General features: G+C 47.9%; 14 protein-coding genes and 1 pseudogene. 9 read left to right on the top strand and 6 right to left on the bottom strand.

Annotation, left to right across the window (positions count from 1 at the left end; genetic code table 11):
* The 4 genes from Q0605_RS06845 to Q0605_RS06860 all read right to left on the bottom strand — a co-directional run.
* Nucleotides 1-1,109 (bottom strand): hypothetical protein (locus Q0605_RS06845; protein ID WP_298705369.1); only part of this gene is annotated, 1,109 nt, incomplete at its 3' end.
* 76 nt (nt 1,110-1,185) lie between these two features.
* Entirely contained in the window at nt 1,186-1,779 is a 594-nt protein-coding gene (locus tag Q0605_RS06850; protein ID WP_298705372.1) for a hypothetical protein, read from the bottom strand.
* Nucleotides 1,780-2,048: 269 nt separating this feature from the next.
* Nucleotides 2,049-2,261, bottom strand: a complete 213-nt coding sequence (rpsU, locus tag Q0605_RS06855) for a 30S ribosomal protein S21 (protein ID WP_005869392.1) — start codon at nt 2,259-2,261, stop codon at nt 2,049-2,051.
* Nucleotides 2,262-2,312: 51 nt separating this feature from the next.
* On the bottom strand, nt 2,313-2,945 hold the full coding sequence (locus Q0605_RS06860) for a hypothetical protein (protein ID WP_298705375.1): 633 nt from the start codon (nt 2,943-2,945) through the stop codon (nt 2,313-2,315).
* A gap of 171 nt (nt 2,946-3,116) precedes the next feature.
* Between Q0605_RS06860 and Q0605_RS06865 the strand changes: the two are divergent.
* From Q0605_RS06865 to Q0605_RS06885, 5 genes and pseudogenes are all read left to right on the top strand, one after another.
* Nucleotides 3,117-5,429: pseudogene (locus Q0605_RS06865) on the top strand (ribonucleoside triphosphate reductase).
* A 17-nt stretch (nt 5,430-5,446) separates the two neighbouring features.
* Nucleotides 5,447-6,169 (top strand): anaerobic ribonucleoside-triphosphate reductase activating protein, encoded by a 723-nt coding sequence (locus tag Q0605_RS06870; RefSeq protein ID WP_298705377.1) that lies wholly within the window; start codon nt 5,447-5,449, stop codon nt 6,167-6,169.
* A 316-nt stretch (nt 6,170-6,485) separates the two neighbouring features.
* Nucleotides 6,486-7,508 carry a ribonucleotide-diphosphate reductase subunit beta gene (locus Q0605_RS06875; protein ID WP_177387058.1) on the top strand — a complete coding sequence of 341 codons (1,023 nt, stop codon included), beginning with the start codon at nt 6,486-6,488 and terminating at the stop codon, nt 7,506-7,508.
* A gap of 282 nt (nt 7,509-7,790) precedes the next feature.
* On the top strand, nt 7,791-8,426 hold the full coding sequence (locus tag Q0605_RS06880) for a protein-L-isoaspartate(D-aspartate) O-methyltransferase (protein WP_297896800.1): 636 nt from the start codon (nt 7,791-7,793) through the stop codon (nt 8,424-8,426).
* Nucleotides 8,427-8,579: 153 nt separating this feature from the next.
* The gene (locus Q0605_RS06885; RefSeq protein ID WP_298705381.1) at nt 8,580-10,382 is read left to right on the top strand and encodes a hypothetical protein; all 1,803 of its coding nucleotides are present in this window, start codon (nt 8,580-8,582) and stop codon (nt 10,380-10,382) included.
* A 412-nt stretch (nt 10,383-10,794) separates the two neighbouring features.
* Here Q0605_RS06885 and Q0605_RS06890 read toward each other — a convergent pair whose 3' ends face one another.
* Both Q0605_RS06890 and Q0605_RS06895 read right to left on the bottom strand, forming a co-directional pair.
* Nucleotides 10,795-11,304 (bottom strand): molybdenum cofactor biosynthesis protein MoaE, encoded by a 510-nt coding sequence (locus tag Q0605_RS06890; protein ID WP_298705384.1) that lies wholly within the window; start codon nt 11,302-11,304, stop codon nt 10,795-10,797.
* A 15-nt stretch (nt 11,305-11,319) separates the two neighbouring features.
* A complete protein-coding gene (locus Q0605_RS06895; protein WP_298705387.1) occupies nt 11,320-11,541 on the bottom strand; it encodes a MoaD/ThiS family protein in 222 nt (73 codons plus the stop codon).
* Between the two features lie 87 nt (nt 11,542-11,628).
* Here Q0605_RS06895 and nspC point away from each other — a divergent pair, with 87 nt between their 5' ends.
* The 4 genes from nspC to selD all read left to right on the top strand — a co-directional run.
* Complete coding sequence (gene nspC, locus Q0605_RS06900; protein WP_298705390.1) at nt 11,629-12,783, top strand: carboxynorspermidine decarboxylase; 1,155 nt, start codon at nt 11,629-11,631, stop codon at nt 12,781-12,783.
* Nucleotides 12,784-12,966: 183 nt separating this feature from the next.
* On the top strand, nt 12,967-13,848 hold the full coding sequence (locus tag Q0605_RS06905) for a formate dehydrogenase subunit gamma (RefSeq protein ID WP_298705393.1): 882 nt from the start codon (nt 12,967-12,969) through the stop codon (nt 13,846-13,848).
* 84 nt (nt 13,849-13,932) lie between these two features.
* Nucleotides 13,933-14,529, top strand: a complete 597-nt coding sequence (gene yedF, locus Q0605_RS06910; protein ID WP_298705396.1) for a sulfurtransferase-like selenium metabolism protein YedF — start codon at nt 13,933-13,935, stop codon at nt 14,527-14,529.
* 95 nt (nt 14,530-14,624) lie between these two features.
* A partial coding sequence (gene selD, locus Q0605_RS06915) for a selenide, water dikinase SelD (protein ID WP_298705399.1) occupies nt 14,625-15,387 on the top strand: 763 nt, incomplete at its 3' end.

A 15,387-nucleotide genomic window follows, 5' to 3' on the forward strand; every position in this document is an offset into this window, starting at 1 on the left:
CCACGACGGCCTGCGCCAGCGGCAGGATCCACCAGGAGCGGGTCAGGGCCAGCGGTGGGCGCGCCAGGGTGATGAGGAAACCGAAGCCGACCGTCACGGCGGACACGCCCAGCGGCAGCATGAAGGCGGCGTCGAGCCCCATGACCGCCCGGGCGAGTGCACGGCTGCGGGGACGGCGCGAGACCACCAGGCACACCGACACCCCCAGCGTGAGGGCGATGACCGCGGCCGCCACGGCCACGGCCACCGAGTTCGCGGCCGCCTCCCACACGGTCACAAGCAGGGCGTTGCGCCCGCCGGTCGTGCCCAGGTCGGTGTAGTTCGCCAGCGTCCAGACGCCATCGCGCTGCAGGGAGCGCGTCACCAGCACCGCCGATACCGAGCTTCGAAGCGGGGAAGGCGCTTTGCAGATTGGTAAAAATTTCGTTCCAATCAGGCGTAAAGCCCTCGTTGTCGTCCTCATAGTAGCTTACGAAAAGATAATCCAGCCCCTCTTTCATATCCTGCGGCACGAATTTTTGCAGCCACTCGCGCATCTCCGTATCTTGCGCCTCTGGCGGCGTATAATACGCAGTAAGCGCCGTCTTAGCGCCCTTTTTGTGGATGAGCTTGAAGGCTGCAATCATCTTGGCGGCGATGAAATTCGCATCGTCCCCGAGCCAGCCCTCGCCGTTTATTTCGTTGCCGATCTCCCAGATCGCGACATAGGGCGCGAGCGCGGCGAAGGCGTCCGCGAACCTCTTTTCGTAGCTTTTCACGCTTTTGTACGAGCTCATCTCGTAGGAGTCCACGGGGCAGGCCATCACGTACGAAACCTCGCTAAGCCGCCTAAAAAGGGGTTCGTACTCGCGTGGGCTAATTTCTTTTGACATCACGACGCGCACGGTGGGCTTTGCGGGTAAGGCTTGCAGGGCGCGCACGATACTTTGCAGCTTCGCGCCCGAGGCCTCTTGCGCGTCCTCGTACCAGCCGTCGTCGATCGTAACGCCCCAGATGAAGTCGGATTTAAAATTTTGCTTTGAAATTTTATTTTGATTTTCGCCGAAAAGTACGCCGCAAAACAGCGCTCCACAAAATAGCGCGAGAAATATGTGTTTGAAATAGACCATGGCTTGCTCCTTGATTTTAAATTTTAAAAATTTAGCTCTTTGCTGGTCTTTTCACAACCGATCAAGCAATCAAAATTTATCTCTTGCCTCTAAGATCATAAGAATAATACGAACGAGAAAAACCCTCTACGCTGAATATAGCAAAAGCGTTAAGTGCAAGAGCCGCTAAGCTGAGCAGCACCGTAGCAGGCAGCGAAAAACGCGCCAAAAACGCATTTGCAATAGCTGCAAGTACAAGCGCGATAAAGCAATATGAAAATATCGCAATTCCGCTAGTATCGGCAAGCTCCTGATAAAATCTATAAAAAAACAGAAACGATGCGATGAATCCCAATGCAAGTAGTATTTGAGCGATGATGCCGCCCGCTAAAAATATAAATAACAATACGCCTATAAATATCGCCGCAAAGGCAATGGCTACGTTGCGCAAAAGGCTGCAGCTTACGGTAAGTTTAGAGATATTATAAATGCTAAAGATAAAAAGCACGAATGCCGCTGCGCTTAGTAGCACTCCCAATCCGCCGTAAATTCCTAATAGCAATAGCACCAGTTCGGCTATAGCTTTTAAGGCGCAGGCCGCGATGAAGGTGTATTTGATGAGTGCTACTTCTTTTTCTTGAGGGTTTGAAGGCTGCTGATCTTGAGTGTGGAGGTAGTCGTTTAAGTCCATGGTTGCTCCTTTAAAATTTAGCAAAAGTATATCTAAAAAACGAATAGGTAAAAATAAATTTCAAAATTTAGTGGCTCGCCGGCGGATATGTCGTATAAAGCAGGCGCCGCAAAAAGGCGGGTAAATTTAAGTGGTAAATTTTAAAATTTAGATTGGAATTTCGGCGCTGGCGCGGCGGACAAATTTTAAGCGGGCTGTAAATTTAAAAAGATTTGAGATATATTTCGCGCGGATCTGCAAATTTAAAATCCGCAAATCCGCGCAAACCGCTACAAGCGTGACTCGTAGCGACGTAGCGTGTAAAGACGTTTAAGCATCTTTTTGCGAGCTGAAATTTTTTGCTTTTTGCGGACTTCCGTCATCGGCTCAAAAAATCGTCTCGCGCGGACCTCGGTAACGACTAGGTTACGATCGGTCTGCTTCTTAAAGCGTCTGTAAGCTTCGTCAAATGATTCGTTCGGATATACCTTTACTCCAGGCACTTTCCTCACCGCCTTTCAAAAAAATGAACCGTGAGTTTAGCGAAAAATTCCTTAAATTTGCTTTTGAAGCGCTTTTTTATACTTCCACACGCTCTTGTTGTTGCGAGTATCTATCATCGAAAGCTCTAAAAATAGGTTCTCGCTTGCTTGTGCGGTAGAATTTTTAGCTACATAATTTAAATTTTTTGATTTTTTAGATTCTGCTTTACCGTCATTTGCCGCAGCGGGGCTTTGCGGTAAAATTTTACCTACCAAGATGTAATCCGGCGCGTAGATCGAGCCGCTTTCTACGGCGTGATAGCCACGGCTTACGCCATCGTTGCTAAATACGAGTTCATCTTTACTTGGGGCGTCTGTGACGACTGCTTTGCCTGAATGCAGTAGTGAAATTCTAATTTTTTTGCTCAAAAATTCCGCATCCACGCCGTGCGCGTTCGTTCCATCCAGTGGCTCGATGCCGACGACACTAAATTTACCGCCTTTCTTGCCGACAATACGCTTTGAGAGTAGATCAGCGATGCTTTCGCCTGCAATGCGCTCCAGATATGCGTTTGGATATCCTGCGTGATCGATGCCTCCGGTAAGCGCCGAATTATCCGTGCTTTTAGAGCCTTTAAGCGCAGCGCAGCCTGCTAAAAAGACACATAGTAAAATCACGAAAAAACTTATTTTAAAATTTTTCATAGCATTTCCAAATTTTATAAAATAAACTCTGCGATTATAGCGAGATTTGGTTAAATTTCGTTTTTTATAAGCAAAATTTGTAACGGATATTCCGCTCGTTCCTTTAATTTTGAGTTAAAGATTCCTTGATATACTTTCTGCCAATTTATTCAGAAAATTCGCGGGGTTATTATGAAGAGAATCATTAAAAGAGACGGAAGTTTTCAAGAATTTCAATCCTACAAAATAAAAGATGCTATCAAAAAAGCCTACAAAAGCGTCGGTACCGAGTTTGACGAAAAGGTTTTTGATAACGTAATGGGCGCGATCGTTTTTAAGGATAAATTAAGCGTAGAAGATATTCAGGATCTCATCGAGAAAAAGCTCTTCGAAGCGGGCGATTTCGCCGTTTTGAAAAGCTTTATGATCTATCGCCACACGCACAAGATGCAGCGTGAGCACATTTTGGGGCTTGAAGAGGATACGACCTACATCAACTGCACCCAGACGGTCAATGAATACATCAGTAAACAGGATTGGCGAATTTTAGCAAATTCCAATACCAGCTACTCAAACGCAGGCCTTATCAATAATACCGCCGGCAAGGTCATCGCAAACTACTGGCTAGATAAAATTTACTCTCGCGAGGAGGGCGCGGCTCACCGAAACGGCGATTATCATATCCACGATCTGGACTGTCTTACGGCGTATTGCGCGGGCTGGAGCCTGCGCGTGCTTCTAAACGAGGGCTTTAACGGCGTGCGCGGCAGAGTCGAGAGCAAGGCGCCGAAGCATTTCCGCGAAGCACTGTATCAGATGGCGAATTTTCTTGGAATTTTACAAAGCGAATGGGCGGGCGCACAGGCGTTTAGTAGCTTTGATACATATCTAGCGCCATACGTTTTCCGCGATAAATTAAGCGACGATGAGGTCAAAAAGGCGATCACGAGCTTCGTGTTTAACCTAAACGTTCCGGCGCGCTGGGGTCAGAGTCCATTTACCAACGTCACCATCGATATGACCTGCCCAGATGATCTAAAAACGCAGATCCCTACGCATAATAATGAGCATCTATTTAAAAATTTACACGACGAGGAGCTTTTGGCCGAGGCTAAAAGGCGCGGTAAGGACTCGCTCGAGGCGATGACTTACGGCGATTTCGAGCCTGAGATGAACCGCATCGTGATCGCGTTTTACGAGGTTTTAACGACGGGCGATAAGTGCGGCCAGCCCTTTACATTCCCGATTCCTACGGTAAATTTAACGGAGGAGTTTGATTGGGATACTCCTGCGGCTGACGCCGTGTTTGAAAACACTGCCAAAGTAGGCTCTAGCTATTTTCAAAATTTTATCGGCTCGCAATATATCACGAACGAAAAGGGCGAGCGCGTACCCAATCCAAAGGCGTATAAACCTGGCGCCGTACGCTCGATGTGCTGCCGTTTGCAGCTTGATCTGCGCGAGCTTCTTAAGCGCGGCGGAGGACTTTTCGGAAGCGCGGAGATGACGGGAAGCATCGGCGTCGTAACGATAAATTTAGCCCGCCTAGGCTATCTGTATAAAAATAACGAAGAGGCACTGTATGCGAGGCTGGATGAGCTTTTGGAGCTTGCAAAATCGACGCTTGAGAAGAAGCGAAAATTCGTTACCGAGATGTTTGAGCGCGGCTTGTATCCATATACGAAGCGCTATCTACCGGGCTTTAATAACCATTTCAGCACCATCGGTATTAACGGCGCAAACGAGATGATCCGAAATTTTAGTGGAAATAAAGAGGATATTACGACGGAATTCGGGCGTAAATTTGCCCTTAAGATGGTTGAGTATCTGCGCGAGAAGATCCGCTCGTTTCAGGAACAGACTGGCAATCTATACAATCTCGAAGCTACGCCTGCAGAGGGTACGACGTATCGCTTCGCCAAAGAGGATAAGAAGCGCTACGCAGATATCATCCAGGCGGGATTTGATAAAAACATATACTACACCAATTCGACGCAGCTTCCGGCAAATTTCGGAAGTGATCCGTTTGAGGCGCTGGCGATGCAAGATGAGCTGCAAAGCTCCTATACTGGCGGCACGGTGCTGCATCTGTATATGAAGGAGCGCATCAGCTCGGCTCAGGCGTGCAAACAGCTCGTAAAAAGCGTAGTGCAAAACTATAAGCTTCCTTATATCACAATCACACCGATTTTTAGCGTCTGTCATAAGCACGGCTACATCAGCGGCGAGCATGAATACTGCCCGAAATGCGACGAGGAGCTGCTTGCGGAATACAAAGCCAAGCAGAGCAAGGGCGCCTAAATAGCGATTTAAATTTTAATCTTAATGAAAGGATGGAGAATGGAATTTCCAAAAGAGTTAGAAGCAAAACGCACAAAATGCGTCGTTTACACAAGAGTAATGGGCTATTTACGCCCAGTAGAGAGCTTTAATATCGGAAAGAAGGGCGAACACAAAGAGCGCGTCTTTTTTGAAGAGAAAAAAGACAAAAAACAAATAGCCTAGTCGCCGCTACCGGCCAAATGCAACAAACGCATACGAAGCCGCCGCAAGCCTTAAATCTGCGTAACGCGCAGATTTACGAGATCACGCCGTTTACGATGCTTGATTTTGCTGATCACATCGCCGCGATCGCGTGGTTTTGCGGCTGCAATATGCGCTGCAATTACTGCTACAACCCTCAAATCGTTACTTCAGGGGGTAAAATTTCAAACGAAGAGTTTCTGCGCTTTTTGGATGCGCGCGCTGGCAAGCTTCAGGGCATCGTATTTAGCGGCGGCGAATGCACCTGTGCGAGCGATTTTATCCCGCTGGCGCACGAAGTTAAGCGGCGCGGCTTTTTGCTCAAGGTTGACACCAACGGCTCAAATCCGCAAAAGATCGAAGAGGCGCTAAACTTAGGGCTGATCGATTATATCGCGCTTGATTTTAAGGCGCCGCGGCAGGATTTTGAGCTTATTACAAAGTCAAATTTATATGATAAATTTCTGCAAACTCTTAGGCTTTTGCTGCGGCGAAATTTTAAATTTGAGGTGCGCACGACCGTGCATGCGGATTTTTTAAACGAAGCAAAGATCGAGCAGATGGCGCAAATTCTATACAGCGAGGGCTACCGCGGCGACTATTATCTACAAAACTTCCTGCCTACAGGCGATAATTTCGGCAATTTAAGCGCGCCGCTTGCGAGCTTTGATCCTAGCAAAATCCGCGCTAATCTAAAGATCGAACTTCGAAATTTTGATTAAATTTGCGCTGCCACGAGCATCTTGCCGCGATGAACGCGATGAAATTTTATCTAGCGCGCATTGTCCGTGTGCATTGTGCTGCGATAAATTTCGCCCTACGGAAAGCTTTAAAATTTAACCTTGCCGCCGCTTGCTATGTTTAAATTTCGCTCCGTCTGCGGCGTAAAATTCTATGTTTATCAAGCGTTTAAAATTTATACTGCGCAAATTTGCTCCCCGTAAAATTTCATGCCGTGTAACCATTGCCGCTTCAAAACAAAAGGTAAATTTAGCTTGCTTTGGCTAAAATACGCCGAAATTTTTAAAAAGGCAAAAAATGGATAGGAAAAAAATCTACAACCCCTTCTCCGACGAGACCCTTACCGATCGCAAGGTCTTCGGTGGCAATCCGCAGGGCATTTTAAATTTTACCAAGGCGAAATATCAATGGGCGCTGAAGCTTTGGGATCTGATGGAGGCCAACACCTGGTTTCCTAAAGAGGTCGATACCACCGACGACGTGCGCGATTATAACTTCAATCTCACAAGCGCCGAGAAGCGGATGTATGATCTCGTGTGGAGCCAGCTGATATCGATGGATAGCTTTCAGACCAACAATCTCGCCGATAATATCAACCCCTACATCACGGCGCCGGAGATCAACGCCGTGCTCGCTCGCCAAGCCTACGAGGAGGCCAACCACAGCAAATCCTACGCCGTCATGGTCGAGGCGATCTGTGAAAATACCGATCTCATTTACGAGATGGAGAAGCACGACGATATGCTCCGCAGGAAAAACGACTACATCTCAAGCGTCTATGAGGAGCTTGCGGGCGAGGTTAGCGACGATAAGCTGCTGTTAGCGATGGTGGCAAATCAAATTTTAGAGGGGATCTACTTCTACAGCGGCTTTACGTCGATCTATGCGCTCGCTCGCGCAGGCAAGATGCTAGGCAGCGCGCAGATGATCCGCTTCATACAGCGCGACGAGATCACGCATCTGCTGCTCTTTCAAAACATGATAAATTCCGTCCGCAAGGAGCGCGCCGATCTGTTTAACAAGCGCAACGTGGATAAAATTTACGAGATGTTCGAGACGGCGGGAAACTTAGAGATCGATTGGGGCAAATACATCACGGATAACCAAATCATGGGCTTTACGGACGACATCATCGAAGAATACATCCACTACCTAGTCGATCAGCGCCTGCTCGCCATCGGGCTTGAGAAGCGATACGGCGCGAAACATCCGATAAAATGGGTCGATGATTTTTCTAAATTTAACGATCAAAAGAGCAATTTTTTCGAGAGCAAGGTCACGAACTACAGCAAAGGAAGCTTGAGTTTCGATGATTTTTAGCGGATTTTGCGGTTTGAAATTTTGCTCTGCCGCATCGCGGCACGGATACTTTGCAGATACTTGTTCGGCGCGGTATGAATGCGCGATAAGCACAGAAGGCGTATTACCTGCAAAATTTTTAAAATTTAGCCGCGCTACGCATTTAAAAAACGCAGCTCATGCTCTTTTGGTGCGGAGTGGGCGCTTTGGCGGCATTTTTAAAAGCTCTATCGGTTTGGAATTTAAACAGGACGGAAGCTTTCGCGGCTTTAAATTGAACGCCGGGTCGGGCGGGAGTGCGTCATGGTCTCGCTAGAGCGGCTTCGCTGCGAAAAGATGGCGAACGACATCGCCGAACAGGTTAGCTTAAATCCGGCGCTTTTTGAGGCGTTTTGTAGCGTCGCTAGAAGCGAGTTCGCCCCGCTGGGCGCGCACGCTTTCAGCCTCAACGCACAGCCCATTTTGGCTAGTCAGTGGATCAGCTCGCCGCTGACGGTCGCGCGCATGACGATGGCGCTAAGCGTCGATCCGAAGGTCGAGAAAATTTTAGAGATCGGCTGCGGCAGCGGCTATCAAGCGGCGATTTTAAGCAGGATGGTTCACCGCGTCTTTGCCGTCGAGCGCGTCGAGCGGTTGGTGGGCGAGGCGAAAAGGCACTTTGCAAATCTCGGGATTTCAAACATCAGCCTGCGCCACGATGACGGCAACGCGGGGTGGAAAAATTTTGCCCCTTTTGATAGGATTTTGCTCTCTGCGTGCGCCGAGCGGATCGACGAGCGGCTGTTTGCGCAGCTGGCAATCGGCGGAATTTTGGTCGCTCCGATGAATAGAGGCGGCTCGCAAAAGATCGTTAGGTTTAGTAAAATTTCGCCAAGCGAGATCAAAGAAGAGGAACTCGGCGCCTGCGAATTCGTCCCGCTGGTGCAGGGTCGCGGATAGGCTCTACGCGCAGTAAATTTTAAAATTTCCTACCGCCGCGGGCGCGTAAATTTAATAAAATTTGCTTTCGGCTCCGTCGCGAGATCAAAGTTTTATTAATTATTTATTTAAATTCAAGTACAATACACAATTTTAATCTTTCAAGGATGAGTCATGCAAGATTTTAGCAAGGAAAAGATAGAGTCGCTGGTCGTCAGCTGGAAAAATCACAACAAAAACCAATTCTGGCTTAAAAAACAAACCGCGATCTCAAAGTATTTAGGCGAGATAAAGCGCTGCCTCGCAAGCTTTGATGAGACCGAGAACGAGTTTTTGCAAACTTTATATATAAATCTCAGCGACGGCAATCTTAGAAGCTGCAAAATTTTATCTTTGGGCGAGAAGTTCGCGCACGCCGAGTATTTTTTTATGGATCAGTTTTTTGATTCCAATATCAGCGCGTTTTATTACGATTTCGCTTTCAAAGACCGCATCATCGGCAAAAAGGAACTCTTTCCTAAAAATGCCGTAAAAAGCGTAGATAGCGTGCTTAGCGGCGAGGATAAAAACATCGTCTCGCTTTATGTTTTTATCGAAAATATCGTCAAAAATTTCAATAGCTATTCGCAGGAGCGCACCGCTCGCGATATTTTCAAACAAAAGCTAGTCAATTTTTACGACGAGCTTTACAGGCTTCTTACGGCGGTGGATAGCGCTTTGGCGATCGATTTTTTCGACGTCGCGCTACATAATCAGCCTTTCGTGCTGATGGAATTTTTAAAATCCGCGATAAATGCCGATAATTTCTATCTGATCGACAGCTACTTAAGCGACGACGGAATGCTAAATTTAGGGCTCGTAGATGGCGGCGATTTCGCGCAAATTTCGCGCGAGAAGCTCTATCTGCTAGCTAGCATATTTGCGCAGTGCAACGACGAGTTTCCGACGCTCGTTTATCGCGATGAAACCGCGCAAATTTTATCCTTGCTCTACGACGAAAAGGTTGAAATTTTTGAAGAATTTTACGAAGTAAGTTCGCGATTTATCGCGGAATTCACCCCGTATCCGCAGGACGTCGTGGGCGCGGCTAAGATCGTGTATTCGTCGCTATTTTTTGAATACGTCAAAAACTACAAAAGCGAAGAGATCGCAAAAAATACGATATTTTACGGCGCGATCGGCACGGGCAAAACTCGCAGATTGCGATCTTTGATCACCGAAAAGAAGCTCGCGACAAAAAATTTCCGCTACGTTTGCCTGCACGAAGGTTTTGAATACCGCGATTTCATCGACGGATTTTACGGCGAAAGTTTCATCAATGGCGAGTTTAAGGCTCTTTGCAAAGAGGCGCTAAACGATCCGAAGGGCGAGTATTATTTTCTGATCGACAATGCAGGTGCCGCGAGCTTGGATAAAATTTTAGGCGAGGCTGCGGTGCTTTTGGATCGCCGCTACGACGAAAATGACGAGCTTTCGCTGATCCGCACGAAAAATTCCCACGTAATCGACGGCTTTGAAGAGGGCGAAAAAGCGCGCGCCAGCGTCGTTTTAAAGGACGGCCGCTCATATTTTGCGGTGCCTAAAAATTTATACGTCCTATGCACTCTAAGTGATCATAAATGCGTTTCTCCGTCGATCGCAAAGGCGTTTAGATGGATCAGATGCGAGTGCGATTACGGCGCGCTTGAGGATTATTTAAGAGATCGCGAGATCGTAAACGCAAGCGCGGTCGTTGCGGTTTGCAAGGCGCTGAATAAGTTTATCGCCGATGAGGCGGGCGGTCTCTGCGCGATCGGACACGGCGTATTTATGGGGCTTGCGCGCTATCAAAACAACGCTCAGATCATGCAAGAAGGGCTAAACGGCTTTTTCGCCGAGGTGCTGGAGCCGATCTTTAGGTGCGCGGCAAGGAGCGAAGATGCCGCTGCGAGCCTTAGCGAGCGCATCGCAGAAGCTAAGGGCGTGTTTAAATTTTAGCCGCCGCTTAGCAGAAATGGTTATTTGCAATGAAATTTTAAAATTTCATTGCACCGTGCTTCACTTGCACTTAGATATACGGCGGCGAAATTTTGGTTTTAAATTTAGCAAGAGTTTGCGCGCCTCTGTTTTATTTGCGACGCGCCGTAGCAATGCCGATCTATTAAATTGATATAAATTTAGACTTGAAATTTTAGTTTTCGCCCGCCATACTTATCGGGCGCGCGAGCTCGGGGTCAGAGTAAAATTTTGAGTTTTAAATTTAGCCTCAGCCGCCAAATTTACACAAAATCTTTATTTTGAAATTCTTCAGTATCACACGGAATTTTGTTTGTCGGCGCAATCGCCGTTTTGATTAAATTTGATTGAATTAAAGCAAGCCTATAAATTTAAGCGGCGCGTGCTTTTAAATTTAACCCAAAAGCCCCGCGCCTTTTACTTTCTGCGAGCGATCCGCCGCGTAGAACCTCTTCCCGCCTACTACCTTGCCGCCCTCGATTTTTCCGCCCTTTACGTCGTATTTCCAGATCGGCGCGGCCGCTTTGAAATCCTCCACAAACTCGTTTATGAGCGCCAGAGCGACCTTGCGCTGCGGGCTTACGACGCCTGCTACGTAGGAGCTTTCATGGATCGGCACACCCCCGTTTGCATGTGCAAAAAGCACGAACGCGCCCTGTGCCGAGGCCTTTTGCTGCCACGCTTCAAACCACGTCTGCAAAATCGGCTCGTATATATCAAAGCTAAGCGCGCAGATACCGCCCTCGTCGCGCACGATGCCCACGAAGGTGATAAACGCACCGCAATTTGCGTCCTTAAATTTAGCGTACCAGCGCGATAAAATCGCGTTCACGTCCAAGCTGCCCTCATAAATTTCAGGCTCGATCCCGTTTAAAATTTCTGGATTAAATTTAGCCTCGCTCATCGCCGCCTTCTAAGCTTAGCCGCCGCAAACGGGAGGCAGAAGGCTCACGCGATCGCCGGATTTAAGCGCAAAATTCGCATCATAAATCATCTTATCATTTACTGCTACGGCGCAGTTTGCAAGCCACTCTCGCAGGTTTTCGTCCTTTTGCAGCTCCGCTTTTACCTCCTGCAAGGAGTTTGCGTTTAGGCGCAGGGGCTCGCGCCCGATCGGTCCTAAAAATTCTATCTCTACCATTTTTATCCTTTTTTAAAGATTGGGCGATTTTAACCAAAAATTTATAAAATTTTATATAATTGTGAAAAAATTTAATGAGGAAAAACGATGAAAATCGATGAAATTTTAACCCCGGCTTACGTGTGCGAGGAGCAAAAATTGGTAAAAAATTTAGAAATTTTACGCAGCGTAGGCGAGCGAAGCGGCGCAAAAATTTTATGCGCGTTAAAAGGCTTTGCGTTTAGCTTCGCGATGCCCTACGTAGACAAATACCTCTGGGGCGCTACCTGCAGCGGTCTGCACGAGGCGAAATTTGCCGCGGAATTTATCAAAAACGGCGAGATTCACACATACTCGCCAGCATTCAAAGAGGATGATTTGAATGAAATTTTAAAAATTTCAAATCACGTCGTATTCAATAGCGCCGCGCAGTGGCAAAAATACCGCGCAAAAGCGCTTGCTGCGGGTGCATCGTGCGGCTTGCGACTAAATCCGCAGACCTCCTTCGCGCCCAAAGACGCTTACAATCCGTGCGGCAGCTTTAGCAGGCTCGGGATGAGCCTTGAAGCGCTGCAGCGGGCGATCTTGCAAGACGGCGAGTTTTTGCACGGCATCTCGGGGCTTCATTTTCACGCGCTGTGCGAAGAAAGCTCTCAGAGCCTAGAGCGGGTGCTTGAGGTTTTTGAGGCGAAATTTAGCAAGTATTTCGGAGGCCTAAAGTGGCTAAATTTCGGCGGCGGGCATCATATCACGCGCGCAGGCTACGACGTGGAGCTACTGATAGATCTGATCAAAAAATTTCGCGAAAAATATGAGGTCGAAATTTATCTTGAGCCCGGCGAAGCGGTCGGCTGGGAGTGCGGGTATTTGGTCGCTAGCGTGCTTGATATCGTAGAAAATGGCGCTAAAATAGCTATTTTGGACGCCTCTTCTGAAGCTCATATGCCAGATACCGTGCTGATGCCGTATCGCCCTGCGGTGCGCGGCGAGAGTAAGAGCGGTAAATTTAGCTATCGCTTCGGCGGCAATACCTGCCTCGCAGGCGACGTCGTGGGGCTTGAGAGCGGGCAGCCCGAGTATAAATTTGACGCGCCGCTAAACATCGGCGATCGGGTCATTTTCGAGGATCAGATCCACTACACAATCGTGAAAAACACGACCTTTAACGGTATAAAGCTGCCCGATCTTGTTCTGGCGGACGAGCGCGGAGAGGTTTTGGCAATCAAAAAATTTGGCTACGACGAGTATGCGAGGCGAAACTAGCGCCGCACTTAATGCAAAAATGTAATTTTGCTTTGTAAGAAAATTTTTTGCAAAAAATGATATAATCGGCTTGAATTTTATATCTAAGGAAATCCATGAAAAGATTGTTTCTCGCGCTTTTCGCCTGTATTTATGCGCAGGCCGAAGAGAAAAAATATGCTGATATCGTGCAGGGAAATAGCGATGTTTGGGGCAATGCAAGGCTTGAAAACATCGATAGCTACGGCAACGCCTTCGTCCCCAAATTCAACGTCGCCAATAGGTACAGAAGGACATCTGCAAAGCTCGGGCTTTTTTGCTTGGTTGGCTCTTGGTGCGGTTTTGGGCGTAATCATAGCTTTTATTGGGCACTACGCGATCATAGGGCCGAAGCACTTCGATCATCACGCGGGCAAGCCGATCTACGCATTTAATAAATTTGAGCGACTATATCATCTCGTAGCGGCCGTGGCATGGGCGATCTTGGTTCCGACAGGCTTGATTATGATGTTTGGCGAAGAATTCGGCGGCGGCGCTTTCGTGAGGTTTTGTAAAAACGCTCACGGACTGGCTACGATAGCGTTTGCGATTGCCGTTGTGCCTATGCTAGTGACATGGTTTTGGCGTATGCTGCCGCGAGCTTACGATATCAAATGGATGATGATCGTGGGCGGCTATTTAAGCAAAAAGAAGCGCACGATCCCTGCGGGTAAATTTAACGCAGGCCAAAAGGCGTGGTTTTGGGTCGCGACTTTAGGCGGTATAGTGATGATAGCGACGGGTGCGTCAATGTTTTTCCTAGACTACGATATCCCGGCGATGAGAAGTGCGCTAGGTATGAGCCAGATCGAAATTTTAAGAGCGAGCGCGATTATCCATAATCTTTTGGGCGCGGTCTGCGCGGTGTTTTTGCTCGTGCATATCTATATGGCGGTCTTTGCGATCAGCGGTGCCATCCACTCGATGATCGACGGACACAAGCCGGAGGAGGAAGTTTACGTCCTTCACCACTACTGGTATCGCGAGCTGCTCGATAAAGGGCAGATCGCTAAATCGCAATTTGAAGCGAAGTACCCGCGCTTATAACTTGGGTAAATTTTATGCGGGCCTGCTTGCGCGCGGCTCGCATTAGCTTTGAGGTTCAAAGAATTTTATTTTTAAGGATTACATATGCAACTAGATTGTCGCAATTTAAATTGCCCGGAGCCGCTTTTGCGCACCAAAAAAGCCCTCGGTGAGCTAAAAATCGGAGAGAGTTTAGAAATTTTAGTAAACGATGTAGCGCCGCGCGAAAACATAAAACGTTTTTTGGCTAAAAACGGCTTTGAGGCGCAAATTTCACAAGCGGGCGCTGACACACTTATAAAAACCGTAAAAACGGACGAGCTTAAAGATGAAAGTATCGACGATATTTATTGTAATGTCACGGCGCCAAAAAGAGGCAAGGTGATATTCCTAAACGAGGAGCAGTGCGGAAGCGGCCCGATCGGAAAGAGCTTGCTTGCTAAATTTTTAGGCGCGGCGCTAAGCTTAGACGAAAAGCCAGTGAAGGTCATCTGTGTAAACAACGCCGTGCACATAACCACCAACCGCGGCCACGAATGCTTCGAGGCGATCAAAAAGCTAAACGAAGCGGGAGCTGAAATTTTAAGCTGCGGAAGCTGTCTAGAGGGCTACAAACTAGTCGATAAGCTCGTAATCGGCGAGATTTCAAACGCATACGAAATCATGGACGTCCTATCAAAATACGAAGTAATCAAACTATGATCTACAGAGATTTTAACCTCACGAAATTTATTGCAGCCGCTGGTTGAGCCGCCAAGCTTGACCCGGCGGGTCTAACCGAAAATCTTGGAAATTTAATCGAGCCCAACGCAAGCCTGCTTTCGTCCACCTGCAGCAACGAAGATGCGAGCATATTTCGCATAAGCGACGATCTTGCGCTAGTGCAGACGCTCGATTTTATCACCCCTCTAGTGGACGATCCGTTTATCTTCGGACAGATCGCGGCGGCAAACTCCCTAAGCGACGTATTTGCGATGGGCGGCGAAGTGATAAATGCCCTAAACATCGTAGGTTTTGACGATTGTCATTTCTCAAACGAAATTCTGCGCGAAATTCTGCGCGGCGGCAAAGACAAGATCAAAGAGTGCGGAGGGGTCTTGGTAGGCGGTCACACCATCTCTACTCCAGAAATTTATTATGGACTTAGCGTTACAGGGCGCGTGAATCCGCGCAAATTTTGGAGTAATAACACAGCGCGCGAAGGCGACCTGCTGATCCTAACAAAACCCCTCGGTACGGGCATTATCGCTACGGCCATTAAGGCGAAATTTCTTAAATTTGAAGAATTTCGTGATGCGATAGAGAGCATGATTTTGCTAAATTTTTATGCCGTGGGTGCGCTAGCGGGTCTAAAAATACATGCCGCGACCGACGTGACGGGCTTTGGACTACTTGGACACGCGCTTGAGATGATAAACGAGAACGTGAGTTTTAAAATTTATCCTAGCAAAATTCCGCTTCTAAAAAGCGCTCTAAGATGCCTTGATGAGGGGCTGGTCCCCGCAGGAAGCTATAAAAATTTAAAATTTATCGCACCGGGTGTCGATTCCGAGCCGGGCA

The organism is uncultured Campylobacter sp. (assembly GCF_938017705.1).
GTDB lineage: Bacteria > Campylobacterota > Campylobacteria > Campylobacterales > Campylobacteraceae > Campylobacter_B.

What these genes read in the sequence shown, in the direction of transcription:
- Q0605_RS06850 (WP_298705372.1), bottom strand. Translation starts at nt 1,779, where the DNA reads ATGGACTTAAACGACTACCTCCACACTCAAGATCAGCAGCCTTCAAAC.
- Q0605_RS06860 (WP_298705375.1), bottom strand. Translation starts at nt 2,945, where the DNA reads ATGAAAAATTTTAAAATAAGTTTTTTCGTGATTTTACTATGTGTCTTT.
- Q0605_RS06870 (WP_298705377.1), top strand. Translation starts at nt 5,447, where the DNA reads ATGCAACAAACGCATACGAAGCCGCCGCAAGCCTTAAATCTGCGTAAC.
- Q0605_RS06875 (WP_177387058.1), top strand. Translation starts at nt 6,486, where the DNA reads ATGGATAGGAAAAAAATCTACAACCCCTTCTCCGACGAGACCCTTACC.
- Q0605_RS06880 (WP_297896800.1), top strand. Translation starts at nt 7,791, where the DNA reads ATGGTCTCGCTAGAGCGGCTTCGCTGCGAAAAGATGGCGAACGACATC.
- Q0605_RS06885 (WP_298705381.1), top strand. Translation starts at nt 8,580, where the DNA reads ATGCAAGATTTTAGCAAGGAAAAGATAGAGTCGCTGGTCGTCAGCTGG.
- Q0605_RS06890 (WP_298705384.1), bottom strand. Translation starts at nt 11,304, where the DNA reads ATGAGCGAGGCTAAATTTAATCCAGAAATTTTAAACGGGATCGAGCCT.
- Q0605_RS06895 (WP_298705387.1), bottom strand. Translation starts at nt 11,541, where the DNA reads ATGGTAGAGATAGAATTTTTAGGACCGATCGGGCGCGAGCCCCTGCGC.
- nspC (WP_298705390.1), top strand. Translation starts at nt 11,629, where the DNA reads ATGAAAATCGATGAAATTTTAACCCCGGCTTACGTGTGCGAGGAGCAA.
- Q0605_RS06905 (WP_298705393.1), top strand. Translation starts at nt 12,967, where the DNA reads ATGTTTGGGGCAATGCAAGGCTTGAAAACATCGATAGCTACGGCAACG.
- yedF (WP_298705396.1), top strand. Translation starts at nt 13,933, where the DNA reads ATGCAACTAGATTGTCGCAATTTAAATTGCCCGGAGCCGCTTTTGCGC.